Origin of the sequence: Mesonia ostreae, from assembly GCF_031845265.1 — a bacterium.
GTDB lineage: Bacteria > Bacteroidota > Bacteroidia > Flavobacteriales > Flavobacteriaceae > Mesonia > Mesonia ostreae.
In genome coordinates, this window is sequence record NZ_JAVRBG010000012.1 from 53,120 (window position 1) to 73,795 (window position 20,676).

Sequence of the window (20,676 nt, forward strand, 5' to 3'; positions counted from 1 at the left end):
TTAAATAGAATAGCGCAAGATGGATCAGGTTTTCACTGTATTGAATTTGAATGCTAATCTCGATAAAATGCTTGAAGCTTCAAAAATCACTACCTTTATCCCGGTTTTTAAAATTTGCCGATTATAGGATGAATTATTTTATAGAAAGTATAAGAATTTAAGAAAAGCTAGTGTTTAAAAAACTTAAAGACATTTTTAAAGGTAAGGATGCTAAAGTTCTCTTGGAAAATTTCATTTCGCTATCTGCATTGGAGTTGGTAGGAATGCTTCTTCCATTAATCACCTTACCTTATATTCTTCGTGTGTTAGGTTTTCAAAATTACGGTATCATTGTTTTCGCTGCATCTTTAATAGCCTACTTCTCGTCTCTAACAGATTTTAGTTTTAACTATACTGCTACACGAGATGTAGCTCTTTTTAAAGATAGTCAAAAGAAGTTGAATCTTATTTATAGTAAGGTAATCACCATTAAAGCGATATTTCTACTCTTATCTTTTTTAATTATTACACTCATAGTGTATAGCTATGAACCTTTTTACCAAAATAGATTAGTTTATTTTCTAACCATTCCACTGCTATTAGGAGAAGCTTTACTTCCCAATTGGTTTTTTCAAGGGATTGAGAAAATGAAATACATCACCTTTTTAAGTATTGGTATCAAATTATTTTTTACCGTTTGCGTATTTATATTTATTAAAGAAGAAACTGATTATTGGATCTATCCTTTGTTACAAAGTTCTGGTTTTATTGGAGCTGGAATTGTGGGACAATTTATTTTACTGAAAAAATATAAGCTTAAATTCTTATGGCTGAAACCAAAAATCATCCTACAAACTATTAAATCGAATACTCCCATATTTGTTAATCAATTTGTGCCCACGCTTTACAACAATACCAGTACCTTTCTCTTAGGGATATTAACCAATACTACCCTAGTTGGAATATACAATGCCTTAAGAACGGTTGTTCGGTTATCTATTGTATTAATAGAAGTACTATCTAGAGTATTCTTTCCTTTTCTTAATAGAAGAAAAGATGCTTTTATAAAATATAAAAAGTTAATGCTAATGATATCCATAGGATTAACGCTTTTATGTTTAGCATCCTACAAATTAATATTTTGGTATTTAAACATTGAAGAAGATAATGCTTTTGTCATATTAGCCATATTAGCCTTTGGTATAATTGGGTATACAATTTACAATGTATTCGGAGTAAATTATTTTATCATTAGGCGTCAAGATAAATTGGTAATGAAAAATACAATTATATCTTCTTTAATCGGGTTTGTACTGGCTTTTCCATTAATTTATTATTTTGGAATCATAGGTGCTGCTATAAATTTAAGCTTTGCAAGATGGCTTATGGGCGGAGGATTATATTTTAAATATAAAATGTTTACAAAAGGAAAATTGTAGTGAAATATGAAAATTGCACATCATCAAATGAATTAGTAACCTTGGTTTATAGTTTTATTGCATTTCTTGTTTTGGTAAAGCGACCACAATACAATTCGTTATATATGGATTGCTTTCTTTTACCCTGGACATATAAATTAAATTTATAGAGGTAATTTTACCAGGTTGTAAGATGTTAATGCAAGAGAGAATTTTTAAAAAAAAATTAGAATGAAAATAGCCATTCACGAAAGAAAAGGAAGCTTCTCCGACCGATGGATAGAATATTGCCGTAATCATAAGATTAATTATAAGATAGTTAATTGTTATGACTCAAATATCATAGCGCAGTTAAAGGAATGTGATGCACTCATGTGGCATCATAATCCGGGAATTTTTGAAGATTCTTTATTTGCAAAGCAGTTGCTTTATAGTTTAGAGAAAAGAAAAATTAAAGTTTTTCCAAATTTTGATACAGGCTGGTATTTTGATGATAAGGTGGGACAAAAATATCTTTTAGAAGCTATCGATGCCCCAATGATACCTTCCTTCGTTTTTTATGACAAAGAAAAGGCGTTAGACTGGGCAAAAGAGACTTCTTATCCAAAAGTATTTAAACTTAGAAGAGGCTCTGGCTCCTCTAATGTGCAACTCATTAAATCCTACAATCAGAATAAAAAAATAGTACATAAAGCATTCAAGGGAGGATTCTCCCCATTTAATAGGACTAATCACTTTAAGGAAAGGCTTAGAGATTTTAAAAGTGGGAAAGCAAATTTTTATGACGTTCTACTTGGCGTTAGAAGACTTTTTATTGGATCCTCTTACGCAAAGATGCTTGGCAATGAAAAGGGATATGTCTATTACCAAGAGTTTATACCCCATAATGATTTTGATATTCGGGTAGTAGTGATAGGAGATAAAGCATTTGCCATCAAAAGAATGGTTCGGGAAAATGACTTTCGCGCTTCTGGGAGCGGAGACACACTTTACCACCCTAAAGAAATAGACATTCGATGTATAAAAATTGGCTTTGAGGTTAATAAAGAGCTAAAATCTGACTCGATTGCCTATGATTTTATTTTTGATAAAAATGATACTCCTTTAATCATCGAATTAAGTTGCGGATTTCCTGTAGAACTTTTTGATAAGTGTCCTGGATACTGGGACGAGAATTTAAAATGGCATGAAGGCAGTTTTAATCCGCAAGAATGGATGATTCAAAACCTTATTAATTCTATTTAATCTGTTAAGAAAAGAGTATTAGAAAACTTTTTAGGTGCTTAGTTTATCTACTTTTTCTAAAGGTATATCTATCCGAAGTCTTCATCGTTTCAATTTTCACATTTAAAAACTTTTAGTTATAAATTTGGTACCTTTGCACTCTTAAATACAACCTATGAAACTTGATTTAATTCCGCAGATAAAACATTTAGATTCAGACAACTTTTTCTTGCTTGCCGGGCCTTGTGCTATAGAAAGTGAAGATATGGCACTTAGAATTGCCGAAAAAGTAATAAAAATCACCGATAAGCTTGAAATTCCTTATGTTTTTAAAGGAAGCTTTAAAAAAGCAAATCGGAGTCGAATCGATAGTTTTACAGGAATTGGAGACGAGAAAGCCTTAAAAATTCTTCGTAAAGTTTCGGAAACTTTTGAGGTCCCTACAGTGACCGATATTCACGAAGTAAGCGACGCTGCGATGGCTGCAGAATATGTAGATATACTCCAAATTCCTGCTTTTCTAGTGCGTCAAACCGATTTGGTTGTCGCTGCCGCGGAAACAGGAAAAGTAATCAACCTTAAGAAAGGACAGTTTATGAGTCCAGAAAGTATGAAACATGCGGTAACAAAAGTGACCGATTGTAACAACTCACAAGTGATGGTTACAGATCGCGGAACTATGTTTGGCTACCAAGATATGATTGTAGATTTTAGAGGAATTCCTACGATGCGTGAGTTTGCGCCTACCGTTTTAGATGTGACGCATTCTCTACAACAACCCAATCAAAGTAGCGGAGTTACAGGAGGAAGACCAGATATGATTGAAACTATAGCACGCGCTGGCGTAGTAAATCACGTAGATGGCTTATTTATAGAAACCCATTTTGATCCTGCAAATGCAAAAAGTGATGGCGCCAATATGCTAGATGTACAGTATTTAGAAAAATTACTTACCAATTTGGTCAGTATTAGAAAAACGATTAATACATTCTAAGTTTCCCACACATAAGTTATTAAAAAACAAGTCCGTAAATCATTTATGGACTTTTTTATGTGCTCATTTAAAATAAAAAAAAGTACCTTTAACGGTATAAAAATTTATTATTATGAAAATAAAATACCTTTCGATACTCGCTAGTTCCGCTTTAATTCTAGCAAGTTGTCAAGAAGAAAAGAAAGAAGATAAAGACCAAGGAAAAGATATGGGGCAGCTTCATTTAGCTACCGAATATCCTCAAGCTGGTAAAGATCTCCAAATCAGTTATAATAATACTTCCGAAGCGGTTGATGGGCATTATTACTATATGGTGAATGGTAAAATGTATCCGCAAGATCTTGACTTAGAAGAATCTTCAGATCTTTGGAAAACGACTATAAAAGTGCCAGATTCCGCGCAAGCTTTAGCTTTTAATTTTAAGAGCGAAGACGAATACGACAACAACAGTAAAAAGGGTTATATCTTGCCTCTATACACTAAAGATAAAAAGTTGGTTGCTGGAAGTAATGCCAATATGGGAATTTATTACGTCAATTTAGCACCAGAATTTGGAGCAGAAATACCTGCAGATTCTTCTATGGCGTTAATTGACAAAGACCTTAAAGAGAATAAGAATATTCAAAGGAATTTGGATAGAATGTATGTTTCGATGCTCGCTAACTCCAATGAAGATAAGGCTAAAGCGTATGCAAAAAAGCGATTGGCCTCTTACCAAAATAAAGAACTAAATGAGGAGGAGCAAACAACCTTACTAATCTTTCATCAAATTATAGGAAACAAAGCAAAAGTAGACTCTATAACAAAGCTTATGGCCAGCAAATATCCCAAAGGAAGTGCTGCAAAAAGAACGTATGCGATGCGTGTTTACCAAGCTTCTTCTCTAGAAGACAAATTAAACGCCTTAGCAGATTACAACGAAAACGTAGGCAAAGATAGTTTTGAGAAAGATTTTATACTCAGTAATATCGCAGAAGAGTATTTTGAAAAAGGAGATCAAGAGAAATTTAAAAAATATACAGATCAAATTTCTAACAATACCCAAAAAGCAAGTAGCTACAATTCTATTGCTTGGAATATGACTGAAAAGGAGGAGAATTTAGATATGGCAGCCGAATTATCTAAAAATTCTCTAGATATTATTAAAAAAGAACAAGAAAGCTTTGCAGGAAAGACAGATTTTCAAACTAAAAGACAGTATTCTAAAAATTTAGACAGAACCTACGGAATGTATGCTGATACCTATGCATATATTTTATTTAAGCAAGGAAATACAGAACAGGCCATTAAATATCAAACGAAGGCTATAGGAGAAGGAAACGATCCAGAACTGAATGAACGCTATATAGAATATCTCGCTTCCGCGGAAAAAAACGATAAAGTGATTAAGGAATCTGAAAAATTTATCGCCAATAACAACGCGACTAAAAAAGTAAAAGATGCCTATAGAGCAGCTGTGCTTAACAATGATGTAAATGGAGCGGAAGCCGACGAGAAATTAAGCAACCTTGAAGCTAAAGCCGATAAACTTCTTATGGCCGACTTAAAGAAAGAAATGCTAGACGAAGATGCTACAGATTTCAATTTAAAAAATCTAGCTGGCGAACAAGTAAGTTTAGAGAGCTTAAAAGGTAAAACCGTGGTTCTCGATTTTTGGGCTACCTGGTGCGGACCTTGTAAAGCTTCTTTCCCTGGAATGCAAAAAGCTGTGGATAATTATAAAGACAATGAGAACGTAGAAATTCTTTTTGTAAATACTATGGAAAGTGGTGATGAAGCTACCCGAGTAAAGAAGGCAGGAGATTATATCTCTTCCAATTCTTACAGTTTTGATGTGCTTATGGATACTCCTGTAAAAGAAGGTTCTAGAAAATTTAGTACTTCTTCTAATTACGGTATTACAGGTATTCCTACCAAAATCATTATTGGTCCTAGCGGAAAAATAAAATTTAAGAAAGTAGGTTACAGTGGAAATAACGAACAAATGATTAAAGAGATTGATATGATGATCAAGCTTATTAACTCTTAAGCGCAATGCTTTACAAAAATAGCTCAAATGTAAATTTGGGCTATTTTTTTTTACGGAATTGTCATCTCAACATATACAGGATAATGATCTGAAGGGTATCTGTCTTCATATTTGTAATCCAAAACCTCGTAGCTCTTCACTTCTATCTCTTGAGAAACATAGATGTAATCTATACGATACCTATGAGACGCCCGCGAGTTAAAATAGTTAAATGTACCTTTAGGTCCTAAAGCTTCTTGATGAGATACTTTTTTGGAGTCTTTAAAGTATTTATCAAAATAAGCTATAGGCGCTGTTGTTTCTTTAGAATTAAAATCGCCTCCAATAATTACTGACAACTTTTTATTATTGATTTCATCTATCTTTTTTTTAATCAATTTTAAGCTTTCTATTTTAGCAGTCTCTCCCACTCTATCTAAATGAGTATTTAATATAAAGAATTTTTTACCAGTATCTATATCTTTTAATAATGCATAAGTCGCAATGGTTACTTGAAACGCATCCCAGCCTTTAGATTCTACTTCTGGAGTTTCAGACAACCAAAATGTATTACTTTCTAACAACTTAAATTTATCCTTTTTATAGAAAATAGCATTATATCCTCCCCATTTTACATTCTCAATTCTACGATGTCCTACAAAATTGTAATTTGTTAGCGCTTCCTTTATATCTTCAATTTGTTTGTCTAGAGGTTCTTGAAGCAAGTAAATATCTACTGGCACCTCTTTTAGCTGCGTTAACAGTAAATCTTTTCGATTAGACCAACTAATCTCCCCTTTTTCTTCTTCAGCGAACCTAATATTATAACTCATCACTTGGAGATCCAATTCTTTCTTAGAATTGGGCAAACTCTGTAAAGTATTGCAAGACGAAAGCATCATACAACATCCCAATACAAAACAAAAAATGGCTCTACTTCCCATTTACAAAATCTTTTAAATAAGAATATCGCGGAGTCAATTCACCGTTGAAGGTCATTCTCGCTCGGTCTAAAATTCCTTTTTCGTCATCATCAAAAAACGCTGGAATGACGTGTTCTAAAAACATATCTCCAAAACCTTCACTAGCATCTTTGGGTAACTCGCAAGGCAAATTATCTACAGCCATGACTGTAATCGCATTTTTGGCATCAAAAGCAACTTCTTTTTCGGTTTGTGGATCGTAACCATAAAAAGGGTCAGCAATAGTAGAAGGCTTGATGGTAGAAGCCACGGGGCCATCTATATCGCAGCTTACATCTGCAATAAGATTTATATTAAATTCCTCTTGTTTTGCATCCTCTCGAGTAAACAAAAAGGGTGCACCATCTCCATAAAAATGACCTGCAATAAAGTAATCTGTTACTTTTGCAAATCGCATAAAATCAGATTCATACATTTCGGGATAATTGTAAAAATCATATTTATCCAGTTGCTTCCCATCTTTTCTTTGGTTGTAGTCTAACACTCCCAACATTGCATAAACTGGTTCATCAAAAGTTTTGGTAAGATAGTCGTGAATGCTTACTTTTTTAATGTGAAGATGATCCAAAATTTCTTTAGCTCCGTATCCAACTTTTCCAGACCCTGTCAAAGCAATTTTTATAGCAGGTATTTTTATTTGCTGAAGATTCTCTACCACCGCATCATAATCTGGTAAAGTTTCTACTTTTGGTAGTTGAAAAAGTTTATCTCTAAGACCTAAGGCTCTAAATCCATTATAAGCACCAACAATACCAGCGTATCTACCAAAACCTATCAATCTACTGTTGTTTTGATTGGTAACCACTTCGTGATCATACAATACTATATTTTTTTCTAAAATAGCTTGCAATAAGGCTCGGTTGTAAGGTTGTTTTTTGATAGTATGTGAGAAGAAAAAATACTTTTTATTGGGAATTAAGGCATCTATAGGCACTTCCTTTACTCCCAATAAAACATCACAGTCACTTAAATCTTCTGAAGTTTCAAAACCTAAACGCTTGTAGTCTTCATCTGGAAATATTCTAATGTCTGAAGGTTCTACAACTAACTCACAATTGGGAAATTGTTTTTTGAGCAATGATAATTTTTGTGGTGAGAAAACTACTCTACGATCTGGCGGCGTTTTTCTTTCTTTTATAATTCCTAACTTCATATTATGGTATAGCTTTTGTAATTGATAACAATACTAGGATTGCTGCGTAAATATATGATTTTATTGTATCTTTGCCATCCTAACTTTATCTGAAAGTAGATATTTTGCGTTAGGGATAGAAGTGAAAATCCCGCAGGCCCATTTTTGGGACGAGGAATTGTAACGAATAGCCCGACATTTGTTTTTTTTACAAATGTAACGCCCAAACTACAAAGATAAATGTTCTTTGAAAAATGGGGTCGATTTGGTTTAGACAGCGAGTCTAATTGAATGGTAAGCACGTCGAGCGCTGGGATACAGCTCGTAAATATCATATTTCACACTTTTTTAAACGGCGAGAATAACTACGCCTTGGCTGCATAATCTGAATTATAGTAAGATTTGCTTAGTCCCTACTAGGTAGGGAACCAAGATGTCTCGTGGCAGCCTTGATTTACGGCGACCACACTTGAGGCACCGAAAATGTAACTCTAGAAACTGCAGGATCTTGATGCGGTTTCGAAACTTAAGCGAGAATAAGTATGTAATTGGTGGCTTTCGGCCGGTTGCATATCGAAAACTAAACGAGAGATAAGCGTGTAGAAAGCTATTGAATTGCTTGTTTGGACGGGAGTTCGAGTCTCCCCGACTCCACTTAAATAATCCGTAAATAATTGTTCTTTAATTATTTGCGGATTTTTTTTGTATAGTGCCCTAATAAGTGACCCAATCATTTTTAAACTTTACTTTTACTGTTACTCTTGATTTGGGGAACCTTATATACAAATTATATTATTATGATTCTCGTTTGTACAAAATCAATATAATTTAAGCTTTTCCCGCATTGCGGGTGAAGTGCAACAACTTCATATAATTTTATTCTTAAAATATTATTTGAATCGTATTTTAATAGAAAAATAATTGTTAGATTTTCAGTTAAATACAATAGCCAAATAGTTTCTTATTTTTATATCTTATAAAAACTTGAAAATGTTATAAATTTGGTATGTAATCAACTAAATGCTAAGCTTTTTTTCACTAATCTTATTAAAATGTACTCTAGCATTGAATATTGAACAATTAAAATACACCAATTCTGGTTATAATATTTAGAGGAATAGACAAGTTTTATGCTTTTTAATTCAATTGACTTTGCAGTATTCCTACCCATTATCTTTATTCTATACTGGTTTGTCACAAGTAAAAACCTAAAATTACAAAACTTACTAATTGTATTTTCAAGCTACATTTTCTATGGTTGGTGGGATTGGCGATTTTTATCTCTAATTATTTTTAGTACTGTAATAGATTATTTTATTGGTATTAATTTGTCAAAACAAGAAAACCAAAATAAAAGAAAAATGCTTTTATGGACAAGCATTCTTGTAAATCTTGGATTTCTTGGTTTCTTTAAATACTACAATTTTTTTCTAGATAATTTCATCACCGCTTTTTCATTTTTTGGAACAGAAATAAATGTAAATTCCTTAAACATTATTCTACCTGTCGGAATTAGTTTTTACACCTTTCAAACCCTAAGCTACACCATAGATGTCTACAAACGGAAAATTAAACCCACCAAAAATTTTATTGCTTTTTCTGCTTTTGTAAGTTTCTTTCCTCAATTGGTTGCTGGTCCAATTGAACGAGCAACAAATTTGCTTCCTCAATTTTACACAAAACGTGATTTTGATTATTCAAAAGCTGTGGATGGAATGCGACAAATACTTTGGGGCTTATTTAAGAAAATAGTAATCGCAGATAATTGTGCTCAATATGCCAATACCATTTTTAATAATTCTTCTGATTATTCTGGAAGTACTTTAATGCTAGGCGCTGTATTTTTTACGTTTCAAATTTATGGAGATTTTTCTGGCTATTCAGATATTGCCATCGGAACATCCCGTCTTTTTGGCTTTAACTTAAAACAAAATTTTGCTTTTCCATACTTTTCACGAGATATAGCAGAATTTTGGAGACGATGGCACATCTCACTTTCCACTTGGTTTAGAGATTACTTATATATTCCTTTGGGCGGAAGTCGAGGAGGAACCTGGAATAAAATTAGAAATATCTTTATTATTTTCCTTGTAAGTGGATTTTGGCATGGCGCAAATTGGACATTTATTGTTTGGGGAGCATTAAACGCCCTTTATTTTTTACCTATATTCCTCACCAATAACAATAGAAATAATTTGGACATTGTTGCCTACGGTAAATATCTACCAAGCCTTAAAGAATTTTTATTAATGTTATCCACCTTCGGATTAACCGTTTTTGCTTGGATTTTTTTTAGAGCAAATAATGTCGAACATGCCATAAATTATATCGCTAGTATTTTCTCAACCTCTTTTTTTTCCATTCCCGAAATAAAACCTAAAAGTATTATTTTATTGATATGTATTTTCATTGCTATAGAATGGTTTGGTCGTGAAGGAAAGTATGCAATTTCAAACATCTTTAACATAAGAAAACGTTTTTATCGATGGTCTTTTTACGTATTCATATGCCTTTTAATTTTTCTTTATCAAGGTAAACAACAAGAATTTATATATTTTCAATTTTAGATATGAAATTATTTATTAAATCTTTTTCTTATTTCGTACTTCTATTTTTGGGTATAATCTTGCTGATTACTATAAGCACTTCATATATAGAAAAAAATTACTCTAGTTTTGAATTTCAAAGCAATCTTACATATCTAGTTGTTGGTGATTCACATCCAGAATGTGCTTTTAATGATTCACTCATACCTAACTTCAAGAATATAGCTGAATCTGGAGAAGCTTATTTTTACAACTATTCTAAAATAAAGCCAGTTATTCTACAAAATCCATCTATAAAAGTGGTTTTTATCGAATACACAAACAATCAAATAAATGATTATATGAATGAAAGAATATGGGCAGATGCATATATATCAGACAGATATCCAAGATATTCATCTTTCATGAATTTAGAGGAGAATTTGATGTTATTTAAAAACAATCCTTCAGCCTACACCAATGCATTATCGCTTTCTATAAGAAAAAAATCAGTTAGAATTTTTAAAAATGATTTAGATTTCTCAACCAAAATAGGAGGCTATTTATACCTAAAAAGAGATAAAACAGATTCTATAATTAATAGCAGGACAAAGTTAAAAGACACCGCAAGTTCGGTTACTCCTGATACAATAGATATTTCCGAAGCCAATTTATCCTACTTAGATGAAATCATTAGATTTTGTAAAATAAATGACAAAAAGGTTATTTTGATTAGAAGTCCGCAACATAAAAAGTATGCTGGATATATGAATGAAGAAAAATATAAACAAATCCTTAATACAAGATACGCAGATCTTGAATACCTAGATTTTTCGAACTTTCCCCTTTCAAATTCGGAATTTGGGGATTTAACACATTTAAACTATAAAGGAGCTGCGATTTTTTCGGAATGGTTTGCTAATCTAATGAATAATGGGTTGTTGGAAAAAGAAGATAAACAAGACTACATTGATCAAAAGATAAAAGAGCAAGCACGCACCGCTCTTTAAAATTGATTGCGTTAATACTCTATAAATAGGCTATAGATTTTCTAGCGAATTGATTATCTAATTAAAAATAAACAGTTTATATCTTAGTAATTCTAAAACCCTACTTCTTATTAGATTCAAAAATCCTATATTTAAATAATCCAACTACAATTGCACCTCCTATGCCGTTTCCTACTAAGGTTAGCAGAAGAAACATAAGATAATCTATTAGCGAAACATCATCGGAATATAAGAGCGCGCCAAAAGCTTCCAAATTTCCTACAATGCTGTGGTGAAAACCTATAAATCCAATGGTTCCTGTAATAATAAAAATGATAAGAATACGCGTTAATACATCTACGGTGGTATTTAAAAGCCAAGTTAGCAATCCCATTAACCAACCGGCAGAAATGGCACTTAAAAAGAGTACCCAGTATTTGTGATCTACCACGTGAATTCCAATTTTCGCCATCGTATCTTGGTCAAAAAGGGATAATTCTGATGCCATAGCTCCAATAAAGAACACAAATAAAATTCCTCCAATTAAATTTCCTAATATCACCCAACCCCAAACACTCAACATTTCTAAAAACGTACGCTGACCGTTTAATACTGGTAAGGCCAATACTGAAGTCTGCTCTGTAAACAAGGCCGATTTTCCCATAATTACCAATACAAAACCTAAGGGATACGCCAATCCAAAAAGTTTAAAAATCACCTGTTCGTCTACACTTCCTCCTAAAAGAAAATACAACATACAAATAAGTAAGTAACTAAAACCTATTTCTAGTCCAGCAATGCAGGCACTCAAAAACAAAGTGATTTTTTTGATTTTGAAAACCTCTTCCCCCTCGTTAATCACCCGACTTAAAATCTCTGTGTATTTTTTAGTATCCTCTACCTCATTTGATTGTTTCTCGAGATCTTTCTGATGCTTTTCTTGCTGCTTTTCTTTTTTGGCCATAATTACGCAGGGAATTTTTTAGTGGATTTAAACTAGATTAGGTTAAATTTCTCAAAATCATCAAAGCTCTTTCAGAAATTCTATTTTAAAAGTATTATTTTAATCTGAGTCTTTCTCTCTATGTAGAGGTTTTGTGAAAAATTTATCTTGTATTTATTTCTGTTGATTTTTAACGCAAAAAAAAATGATTTTATATACATAGAAAAAGGTAAATCAAAACAGTGGAACAACTTCAGAAAAAATTTAATTAATTTTATTAAGTCATTTATTTCTCAGACTTTATTCAAAACAAAATTTTATATTCCAGCTTTCGAATAAAAACTTACAACATTTCTGAAAAATAAATCAGCCTCACTATTTATGATATCATCTAATTCGACTCTTCCTTCGTTTGTATTTTTCTAGGAATCAACCAAATTGCTGCCAACGTAAATATAGCTAAAACCGCCATTCCATAATAAATATGATGATTAGCAGTATGAATCGCTTCCTTTAAAAAAACTTTAGCTTCCGCAGAAAGACTGGGAGTTTGTAGCAATTGCAAAATATTGCCATCGTGTTCGGGTAGATTTAAAGAAGCTTCCCTTATTTGCTTAGAAAACGAGGCATTGAAAATGGCTCCAACAATAGCCGCGCCTAAAGTTTGACCCAAATTACGTCCAAACATACTAGCTCCCGTTACCACTCCACGCTCACTCCAATCTACCATTGACTGTACCCCCAATAAAACTGGAGTAGAAATGAGTCCGAATCCCGCCCCTAAAATGACCTGATTTATCACCAATGCATATATAGGTTGTGGATAGGGAATAAACAAAAAACTAACTGCTGCAAAAAATACTAAAACTGCCCCTATAAATGCAGTATTTCTAAATCCAATTCTTAAATATAGTTTTCCAGAAAGTGTAGATGCTGTTGGCCAGCCTATACTTATACTCGCCAAAATTAAGCCCGACACCGTAACGCTAATTCCCAAAGAAGCTTGTGTAAACGTAGGCAAATATGTTTCTGGTCCCATAATAATAACGCCCATTCCCATCAAAGCCAAAATAGAACCTAAAAAAGGGCGATGAGTCCACAACCAAAGAGGCATAATGGGAGATTCCACTCGGCGTTCTACATATACACTCCAGCAAAGCAATGCCACTACCAAAGCAAGCAAACCCAAACTATAGACTGAAAGCCAATCCCAGACTTGACCGCCATTTAGTAAAAAAGTTATTAGCAAAGTTAGCGTGGTAAAAATTAGAAATGCACCCAAGTAATCGATCTTAGTTTTAATAACACTCACTTTCTCTTTTAAAAACATCATCAACAAGACAACAGAAACAATTCCGATAGGAATATTGATTAAAAAAATCCATCGCCAGTTGACGTATTCAACCATAGCTCCGCCCAAAGCCGGACCTATAATCGCCGATATTCCCCAGATACTAGACAACCAACCTTGAATTTTAGAGCGTTCTTTTACCGTATAAATATCTCCTGCAATCGTATTAACCGTCGCCATAATAGAACCAGCGCCTAATCCTTGTAAACCTCGAAAGGCAATTAAAGACTCTATATTCCACGAAGCTCCACAAGCTGCAGAACCCAATAGAAAAATAATAATCCCAATAAGAAGTATTTTTTTTCGACCGTACAAATCTGCCATTTTTCCATACACGGGAATACTGGCAGTTTGCGTGAGTAAGTAAATAGAAAATACCCACGAGAATTTTTTAAACCCTCCTAAGTCTCCAACAATCTGCGGAATTACCGTAGATACAATGGCAATATCCATCGCAGCTAGAAACATGGTAATCATTAAAGCAGCCAAAATCCAATTTCGCTTTAATGGGATGGAAGAATTATTCATAGCCGGCGAAGGTAAACAAATATGGATAAAAGAAACTTTCTTTTTTGGTCTACCAAGACTAAATATTAGCTCCACAAAAGCTAAAGAAAATGAAAAATAAAGAAAGCTTTTTATGCAAAAGAATTTCAATTCTATAATTGTAATTCTCAAAAGCATTTAGAGTAATTTCCATGTGAAATCAAAAGCAAAATATTTGAGTCTTACCAAGTAAAGAATATAACTTTTTCTTAAAAAATTGTATTATTACCACCCATAAATAAGCTTATGTCTAACACTACTCTCACCATTGTTTTTTTGGTGCTTTACGTCCTAATCATTATTGGCGTAGGTATTTGGAATCGAAATAGCAGCACTAGCGAAGATTATTTCTTGGGTTCGCGGCAATTGCCCGCTTGGTTGTTGGCAATTACGTTTATCGCTTCTTGGTGGGGCGGCGGTTCTGCCATAGATTTAGTGGATCACGCTCATCAAAACGGACTCAGTTCTTTTTGGATTTATGGAGTACCCGTACTTATCGCTACGGGATTGATGTACTTGTTTGCTGGCGGAATTAGGAATATAGGGAGCATTTCCCAACCTCAACTAATGCGGCAGCGCTACAACGACACCACCGCCTTGCTACTCACCATCTTCATCATTATTTTCATGGTAATTGCTGCTTCCATCCAAGTAATTGTTGTGGCAAAATTTTTTAAAGCTTATTTTGATATGAGCTATGAAGCAGGAGCGGTTTTGGGTACCGTTATCGTATTGATATATTCGCTCTTCGGCGGATTTAAAGGCGTAGTCCTTACAGATTTTCTTCAATTTATATTCTTTTTGTTTACCGCCATCTTTTTGTTTTACATTACCTACAATCAGTCTGGCGGATGGGAAGCTGTAAAGGAAATAGCCGAAACCAATAACAAACTAGGTTATACTTCATTTTTTAATAAGGTTTCTGATAATCTAGCCTACGTAATCACCTTCGGAACTTCGTGGATGATCCAAGCCAATATTTGGCAGCGCATTTCGGCAGCCAAAAAGGCTAGCGATGCAAAGAAGATGATGCTCCTAAGCTTTTTTGCCTTTATTCCGCTTTACCTTATGGTTACCTATACGGGAATGTTTTCTTCAGTATTCTATGACAGCGTGCCCGAAAGTGGAATTGTTCCGCACATTTTAAGCAATTATAAAAGTCCCATCATTAGTGCGATTTTATTTGTAGGATTAAGCTCTGCCATCATGTCTACCATGGATTCTTTAGTAAATACGGGTGCGCTTTCTTTAACGGTAGACGTGTATCAAAAATACATCAACCCAAAAGCCAGCGAAAAGCACCAAGTGAATATAGGTAGAATTTCCACATTTATTATTGGCGGTGCGGCCCTATTTATCGCTTTAAAAATACAGTCGGTATTAAAGATTTCTTGGTTAGGGTCAGACTTTTTAACCAGCGGTGCTTTTATTCCCTTGATCTTCGGTTTTCTTTGGGTGCGCGGAACCTCAACTGCTGCTAGCATTTCTATGTTTTTTGGATTGTTATTCTCTTCTTATAATTTAATGGTCGCTTTGGGAGCAGATTTCCCAGTAGCTTGGGAAATTGCCTCTACCAAACAAGCTTTAATTGGGATTTCAATTTCTCTCATTCTATATGTGAGCATTAGTTTTTTCACCAAAGATGACTTCGTTAAAAACCGTGCTTTTATCAAGAAGGCTAATATTCTGAATAGGAAGTAGTTGTTTTTCTACTAGTTTTTCCTACTTCAGAAATAATTTTTAAGTAAACTCTAAGATTTGTTGTTCTTCAAAAAGCTTAGTTTTGCCACGTGAAAAATATCCCCGATAAAATTTTTGGCACAGATGCCCGTATTATAATTTTAGGAATAGCCCGAATGGCTGACGCTATTGGTAACTCCTTTCTTATTGTGGTATTACCCTTATATATTGCAAGCGGCCAGGTGAAAGGAGAATTCTTTGGCTTATCTGGATCCTTAATTACAGGTATAGCACTTGGTTTATTTGGGCTTGTGAGTAGTGTTTGCCAACCTATTACCGGTAGATTATCTGATAAATTAGGAAAACGGAAATTTTTTGTTCTCTTAGGTTTGGTGCTTTTTATGTTTGCCAATTTCTTTTATTCATTGGCAGATACCTATATGTGGTTACTTATTATTAGAGCCACGCAAGGACTTGCTGCCGCGCTTACCATTACCGCCACCTTGGCTTTGGTGAGCGAGGTGAGTTCAGAAAAGAATCGTGGCGGAAATATGGGAATTTACAATGCCTTTAGACTTATAGGTTTTGGTATAGGCCCTTTGGGAAGTGGTGCTCTTGTAGAAGGTGGCCCATATAATTTACCTGTTTTAGGAACGGTTACAGGTTTTAATGCTGCCTTTTTTCTTGCGGCTATTGCGGCTTTAATCAGTGTTATTTTAGTTGCATTTTTTGTAAAAGACCCAGAAAATATTGAGCCCAATGAGGAAGGAATGGTTATCTATTTTAAAGCGAAAATGCCTGGAAAAATCTTAGATCCCATTTTTACCTTAGGACTAGCTACCCTTTTTATGAGCATTGGTTTTGCGCTTCTTGCTCCCATAGAATTAGAAGTTAATGAACGCCTCTCCCAAGGTGCATTTATGTTTTCGTTAGAATTTAGCGCGCTCATAGGTTGTATGGCAATTATTCAACCCGTTGTAGGAAAGGCTAGTGATAAATTTGGTAGAAAAATATTTATTGTAATCGGGCTTATTTGCCTCATTCCAATCATTTTACTTGAAGGTTTTGTAACAGAACCTTGGCACATGATTACCGCAAGAGCCTTACACGGTATTTGTGCAGCGATGGTATTTGCTCCCGCCCTTGCTTTAGCTGGAGATTTGGCCAAAAAGGGACAAGCAGGAGCTCAGCTCTCTGTACTTACTGTTGCTTTTGGTCTAGGAATTTCTATTGGTGCCTTTTTATCGGGATATATGATACGTTTCGGGTTTTCTACTCCATTTATAATTGGTGCTGTTTTGGCTGCCATTGGAGCTGTTCTCGTTTTTACTCAGGTGCCTAATCACAAAAAAGAAGCTGAAATTGAAGCTGAGGTTTAGAATCCCACAAGCACGTTACTTTATTCTGATAAAATTTACTTGCAGTATAAGTTAACCCCAACTATATTCATTTTGCTATTTTAGAACTCAAAATAAAACCATGTACATATTATATTTACACGGATTAAACAGCAAACTTAGTCTGGAGAAAAGAAATATTTTAGAGAATTACGGACAGGTTTTTGCTCCAAATATCGATTACTCCAAGAAATACATTCAGCCTGCAACTATTTTAAATACCTATAAAACAATTGAGTTTGATGTAGTAATTGGTAGTAGTATGGGCGCTTTAAATACGTATATTATTTCAGAAAATATAGGTAGACCTGCATTGTTATTTAATCCGCCTTTATCTAGATATAAAGAGGTGACTTTTAGCACTTGCTTTAAAAAGAGAGCAGCTCCAAAGCAACTACTTTTGGGTGCAAAAGACGAAGTAGTAAATCCTATAGAAACTATAGCTTTTATAGCCAATCGTTTAAAAAAAGATTCGCTTCAATTGAATATAGATCCCAACTTAGAACATCGCATACCGATTGTTGAATTCGAAACACAGCTTCATAAATTTTTTAATGAATTTCTTCCGTAAAGAAATTAAGCCTGCTTGCGCATTTCTCCTAATTGACGTTTTAAATCTAGCATAGACTCTTGTAACTCTCTTAAAATACCGTTTTCTGAACTGGCGTCTAAGTTAAACGTTAGCTTAGAATTAACTTGCCAAAGCTCTTGAATTTCAGAAACATCTACTTCAAAAGATTGATACTCGGTATTAAAAGAAACTAATCTCACCTTGCTAGGATCGCTAAGTTTATGCAGCTTTTTTACCACGACCGTATCGTACATTACAATCACATAAACCTTATGATCGCTAGCATCAGAAAAGCTAGGAACGGCTTTAGCCAACACCCACTCTTCTGGCCTAAAATTGGGTAACATACTGTCTCCTTCTATTTGGAAGCCACGATAGGTAGCGTTTCGATATTGCGGTAAAGGTAAATCAAACGCTGGCAATTGTCTATACCATTCTACGTCTTGGACGTTGTGTGGATATCCCGCTGCTGCTTTTTGATTGACCATCACAATGTTTTCTTGCTCTTCGGAATCTAGCGTAATCACTTTAGGCATCGTATCTACGCGATGCAAGGGTAAGATTTTCTGATTGCTTTCTCCAAATAACCACAACGGATTGATTCCAAATTGCTTTAAGAGCTCGGTTACCACCACGCCACTAAGTTTGGTGCGACCACGTTCAATATCGGCTGTGGAAGTTTTAATCTTTAATAATTCGGCAAATTCGGCTTGAGTCAAACCTTGTTCATCCCTAATTTCTTTAAATCGACGTATTTCTAGCGGTAGTTCCATACTCAAAATTAACTAATTTTAGGATATACTCCAAATTTAACTAGGTTTATTTCCGTATAAAAGGAAATAATCCGTAATTTTGTATAAAATCCAACTTCTATGAATTTTGATAGGATTAAAGAAAAACTTAATATTTTAGCAGACGCTGCAAAATACGATGTCTCGTGTTCTAGCAGTGGCAGCAAACGCACCAATAAGAATAAAGGGCTAGGCGACTCTAGTGGGATGGGAATTTGTCATAGTTATACACCAGATGGGCGCTGTGTTTCTCTATTAAAAATTTTACTTACCAACCACTGTATTTATGATTGCGCTTATTGCGTAACGCGAAAAAGCAACGATATAAAACGTGCAGCTTTTAAGGTGCAAGAAGTGGTAGATCTTACGATTAACTTTTACAGGCGTAATTATATTGAAGGACTTTTTTTGAGTTCAGGAATCTTTAAAAGTCCAGATCATACGATGGAGCGCCTCATCCAAGTGGCAAAAAAATTACGCTTAGAAGAAAACTTTAACGGCTACATACATTTAAAATCTATTCCTGGTGCGAGTGATGAGTTGATGTACGAAGCGGGTTTATATGCAGACCGACTTTCCATCAACATTGAAATTCCTACCAAAGAGGGGCTTAAACTATTGGCACCAGATAAAAACAGAAAAGATTTCTTACAACCTATGAAAAAGGTTCGTAACGAGATTGACAAATACAAGTCTGAAAAAAAACTCATTAAAAGCACTCCTATTTACGCTCCTGCGGGTCAAAGTACACAAATGATTGTGGGTGCCACCCAAGAAACCGATGCCGAGGTGATGTATACTGCAACATATTTATATAAAAAATACAATATGAAGCGGGTTTACTATTCGGGGTATATTCCTATTTCCTATGACAGTAGATTGCCCGCTATTGGAACCGAAGTGCCTATGATTAGAGAAAATAGATTGTATCAAACCGATTGGTTATTGCGGTTTTATGGTTTTTCTATTGAAGAATTACTGAACAAAGAATTTCCCAATTTAGATAGTGATATTGATCCTAAACTAAGTTGGGCTTTACGGAATTTGCACCTGTTTCCACTAGACATCAATAAAGCCGATAAAGATATGCTGGCTCGCGTTCCCGGTTTAGGAATGAAATCGGTTTATAAAATTCTTCACGGAAGAAAATACCGAAAATTAGGTTGGGAGCATTTACAAAAAATGGGCGTAGCTTTAAATCGTGCTAAATATTTTATCACTTGCGATTCGCGGTATTTTGAAACTAAAGATTATACACCGCTACAAATCAAACAACGTATTTTATCTGAAGGGAGCAGCAAGTATCAAAAAACATTATCCTCCCAATTAAACTTATTTAGTTAATGCAAACGGTTTTTATATATGATGGAAGCTTTGAAGGATTGCTTACTGCTATTTTTGAAGTTTATGAGCTTAAGTCAGATACAGTACATATTGTAACCAATGCACATTACACAGCTTCATTTTTTGAAGAAAAGCACGAAGTCGCCACCAACACGCAAAAAGCTAAACGTTTATGGAAAGGAATTCTTAAAAATGCTAAACCCACCGATGCTAATTTGATTTATCGCTGCTTTTTAAGTGAATTGCCAGATATGGAGCAAAGCATTCTTAAGTATGTACAACTTATTTTCTTACACAAACAAAGTGTAGCGAAAGATTTTGGGGAAGCTTATGTGTTTCGCTTAGCAGAAATCAATAAGAAAATAGGAAGAGAAAAACATCGCATGGAAGCATTTGTACGCTTTAGGAAAACCAAGGATGGAATTTATTTTTCTAGCATCGCTCCAGATTTTAATGTGCTGCCCTTAATTGAAAGTCATTTCAAAAAAAGATATGCAGACCAGATTTGGTGTATTTATGATATATCTAGAAATTACGGCTTGTATTATGACTTGAAGAAAGTAGAAATGGTTCATTTAGAGTTACCTCCGTCTATTCTCAGTTCTTCTACATCCATTTTTGAAGAGGAGGAACTAAATTATCAAAAACTCTGGAAAAATTATTTTGAAAGCACCAACATTACGGCTAGAGCCAATCAAAAATTGCACGAGCAACACGTCCCTCGGCGCTATTGGAAATACCTTAGCGAGAAAAACTTGCTAGAATGGTAAACACAAATTAGCTTTTTTTACTGAATTCTTA

16 protein-coding genes and 1 other RNA gene are annotated in these 20,676 nt (G+C 34.3%); 12 read left to right on the forward strand and 5 right to left on the reverse strand.

All coding sequences use genetic code 11. From position 1 onward, the window contains the following. Window positions 1-170: 170 nt before the first annotated feature. The 4 genes from RLT85_RS11960 to RLT85_RS11975 all read left to right on the forward strand — a co-directional run bounded on the left by RLT85_RS11960 (window position 171) and on the right by RLT85_RS11975 (window position 5,644). The gene (locus tag RLT85_RS11960) at window positions 171-1,418 is read left to right on the forward strand and encodes an oligosaccharide flippase family protein (protein WP_311402281.1); all 1,248 of its coding nucleotides are present in this window, start codon (window positions 171-173) and stop codon (window positions 1,416-1,418) included. Window positions 1,419-1,628: 210 nt separating this feature from the next. Then, entirely contained in the window at window positions 1,629-2,642 is a 1,014-nt protein-coding gene (locus RLT85_RS11965; protein ID WP_311402282.1) for an ATP-grasp domain-containing protein, read from the forward strand. A 154-nt stretch (window positions 2,643-2,796) separates the two neighbouring features. Then, window positions 2,797-3,615: a 3-deoxy-8-phosphooctulonate synthase gene (gene kdsA, locus RLT85_RS11970; RefSeq protein WP_311402283.1), complete on the forward strand. Its 819-nt coding sequence runs from the start codon at window positions 2,797-2,799 to the stop codon at window positions 3,613-3,615. A gap of 112 nt (window positions 3,616-3,727) precedes the next feature. After that, window positions 3,728-5,644, forward strand: a complete 1,917-nt coding sequence (locus tag RLT85_RS11975; RefSeq protein ID WP_311402284.1) for a TlpA family protein disulfide reductase — start codon at window positions 3,728-3,730, stop codon at window positions 5,642-5,644. Between the two features lie 50 nt (window positions 5,645-5,694). On the opposite strand, the gene RLT85_RS11980 is transcribed toward RLT85_RS11975, so the two are convergent. Together RLT85_RS11980 and RLT85_RS11985 are read right to left on the reverse strand one after the other, a co-directional pair. Further along, on the reverse strand, window positions 5,695-6,567 hold the full coding sequence (locus tag RLT85_RS11980; RefSeq protein WP_311402285.1) for an endonuclease/exonuclease/phosphatase family protein: 873 nt from the start codon (window positions 6,565-6,567) through the stop codon (window positions 5,695-5,697). Next, the gene (locus RLT85_RS11985; RefSeq protein ID WP_311402286.1) at window positions 6,557-7,759 is read right to left on the reverse strand and encodes an NAD(P)-dependent oxidoreductase; all 1,203 of its coding nucleotides are present in this window, start codon (window positions 7,757-7,759) and stop codon (window positions 6,557-6,559) included. Before RLT85_RS11985 ends, RLT85_RS11980 begins: the two co-directional genes overlap by 11 nt. A 235-nt stretch (window positions 7,760-7,994) precedes the next feature. Between RLT85_RS11985 and ssrA the strand changes: the two genes are divergently transcribed. The 3 genes from ssrA to RLT85_RS12000 all read left to right on the forward strand — a co-directional run bounded on the left by ssrA (window position 7,995) and on the right by RLT85_RS12000 (window position 11,273). Beyond that, window positions 7,995-8,395: a transfer-messenger RNA gene (gene ssrA, locus RLT85_RS11990) on the forward strand. Between the two features lie 473 nt (window positions 8,396-8,868). Next, complete coding sequence (locus RLT85_RS11995) at window positions 8,869-10,305, forward strand: MBOAT family O-acyltransferase (protein WP_311402287.1); 1,437 nt, start codon at window positions 8,869-8,871, stop codon at window positions 10,303-10,305. Window positions 10,306-10,307: 2 nt separating this feature from the next. Next, complete coding sequence (locus RLT85_RS12000; RefSeq protein ID WP_311402288.1) at window positions 10,308-11,273, forward strand: LB_356 family protein; 966 nt, start codon at window positions 10,308-10,310, stop codon at window positions 11,271-11,273. Window positions 11,274-11,373: 100 nt separating this feature from the next. Here RLT85_RS12000 and RLT85_RS12005 read toward each other — a convergent pair whose 3' ends face one another. Together RLT85_RS12005 and RLT85_RS12010 are read right to left on the reverse strand one after the other, a co-directional pair. Then, entirely contained in the window at window positions 11,374-12,216 is an 843-nt protein-coding gene (locus RLT85_RS12005) for a formate/nitrite transporter family protein (protein WP_311402289.1), read from the reverse strand. Between the two features lie 370 nt (window positions 12,217-12,586). After that, window positions 12,587-14,074 carry an MFS transporter gene (locus RLT85_RS12010; RefSeq protein WP_311402290.1) on the reverse strand — a complete coding sequence of 496 codons (1,488 nt, stop codon included), beginning with the start codon at window positions 14,072-14,074 and terminating at the stop codon, window positions 12,587-12,589. 264 nt (window positions 14,075-14,338) lie between these two features. Between RLT85_RS12010 and RLT85_RS12015 the strand changes: the two genes are divergently transcribed. The 3 genes from RLT85_RS12015 (at window position 14,339) to RLT85_RS12025 (ending at window position 17,740) form a co-directional block, all read left to right on the forward strand. Next, entirely contained in the window at window positions 14,339-15,793 is a 1,455-nt protein-coding gene (locus RLT85_RS12015; RefSeq protein WP_311402291.1) for a sodium:solute symporter family protein, read from the forward strand. 89 nt (window positions 15,794-15,882) lie between these two features. Beyond that, window positions 15,883-17,151: an MFS transporter gene (locus RLT85_RS12020; RefSeq protein WP_311402292.1), complete on the forward strand. Its 1,269-nt coding sequence runs from the start codon at window positions 15,883-15,885 to the stop codon at window positions 17,149-17,151. Window positions 17,152-17,251: 100 nt separating this feature from the next. Further along, the gene (locus tag RLT85_RS12025) at window positions 17,252-17,740 is read left to right on the forward strand and encodes a hypothetical protein (protein ID WP_311402293.1); all 489 of its coding nucleotides are present in this window, start codon (window positions 17,252-17,254) and stop codon (window positions 17,738-17,740) included. A gap of 5 nt (window positions 17,741-17,745) precedes the next feature. Here RLT85_RS12025 and RLT85_RS12030 read toward each other — a convergent pair whose 3' ends face one another. Continuing rightward, entirely contained in the window at window positions 17,746-18,513 is a 768-nt protein-coding gene (locus tag RLT85_RS12030) for an XRE family transcriptional regulator (RefSeq protein WP_311402294.1), read from the reverse strand. 99 nt (window positions 18,514-18,612) lie between these two features. On the opposite strand from RLT85_RS12030, the gene RLT85_RS12035 reads away from it, so the two are divergent. Next, complete coding sequence (locus RLT85_RS12035) at window positions 18,613-19,875, forward strand: putative DNA modification/repair radical SAM protein (protein ID WP_311402295.1); 1,263 nt, start codon at window positions 18,613-18,615, stop codon at window positions 19,873-19,875. Beyond that, window positions 19,875-20,645 carry a TIGR03915 family putative DNA repair protein gene (locus RLT85_RS12040; RefSeq protein ID WP_311402296.1) on the forward strand — a complete coding sequence of 257 codons (771 nt, stop codon included), beginning with the start codon at window positions 19,875-19,877 and terminating at the stop codon, window positions 20,643-20,645. The genes RLT85_RS12035 and RLT85_RS12040 overlap by 1 nt, the downstream gene beginning before the upstream one ends. The last annotated feature ends 31 nt before the right edge of the window (window positions 20,646-20,676 follow it).

What these genes read in the sequence shown, in the direction of transcription:
- RLT85_RS11965 (WP_311402282.1), top strand. Translation starts at nt 1,629, where the DNA reads ATGAAAATAGCCATTCACGAAAGAAAAGGAAGCTTCTCCGACCGATGG.
- kdsA (WP_311402283.1), top strand. Translation starts at nt 2,797, where the DNA reads ATGAAACTTGATTTAATTCCGCAGATAAAACATTTAGATTCAGACAAC.
- RLT85_RS11975 (WP_311402284.1), top strand. Translation starts at nt 3,728, where the DNA reads ATGAAAATAAAATACCTTTCGATACTCGCTAGTTCCGCTTTAATTCTA.
- RLT85_RS11980 (WP_311402285.1), bottom strand. Translation starts at nt 6,567, where the DNA reads ATGGGAAGTAGAGCCATTTTTTGTTTTGTATTGGGATGTTGTATGATG.
- RLT85_RS11985 (WP_311402286.1), bottom strand. Translation starts at nt 7,759, where the DNA reads ATGAAGTTAGGAATTATAAAAGAAAGAAAAACGCCGCCAGATCGTAGA.
- RLT85_RS11995 (WP_311402287.1), top strand. Translation starts at nt 8,869, where the DNA reads ATGCTTTTTAATTCAATTGACTTTGCAGTATTCCTACCCATTATCTTT.
- RLT85_RS12000 (WP_311402288.1), top strand. Translation starts at nt 10,308, where the DNA reads ATGAAATTATTTATTAAATCTTTTTCTTATTTCGTACTTCTATTTTTG.
- RLT85_RS12005 (WP_311402289.1), bottom strand. Translation starts at nt 12,216, where the DNA reads ATGGCCAAAAAAGAAAAGCAGCAAGAAAAGCATCAGAAAGATCTCGAG.
- RLT85_RS12010 (WP_311402290.1), bottom strand. Translation starts at nt 14,074, where the DNA reads ATGAATAATTCTTCCATCCCATTAAAGCGAAATTGGATTTTGGCTGCT.
- RLT85_RS12015 (WP_311402291.1), top strand. Translation starts at nt 14,339, where the DNA reads ATGTCTAACACTACTCTCACCATTGTTTTTTTGGTGCTTTACGTCCTA.
- RLT85_RS12025 (WP_311402293.1), top strand. Translation starts at nt 17,252, where the DNA reads ATGTACATATTATATTTACACGGATTAAACAGCAAACTTAGTCTGGAG.
- RLT85_RS12030 (WP_311402294.1), bottom strand. Translation starts at nt 18,513, where the DNA reads ATGGAACTACCGCTAGAAATACGTCGATTTAAAGAAATTAGGGATGAA.
- RLT85_RS12035 (WP_311402295.1), top strand. Translation starts at nt 18,613, where the DNA reads ATGAATTTTGATAGGATTAAAGAAAAACTTAATATTTTAGCAGACGCT.
- RLT85_RS12040 (WP_311402296.1), top strand. Translation starts at nt 19,875, where the DNA reads ATGCAAACGGTTTTTATATATGATGGAAGCTTTGAAGGATTGCTTACT.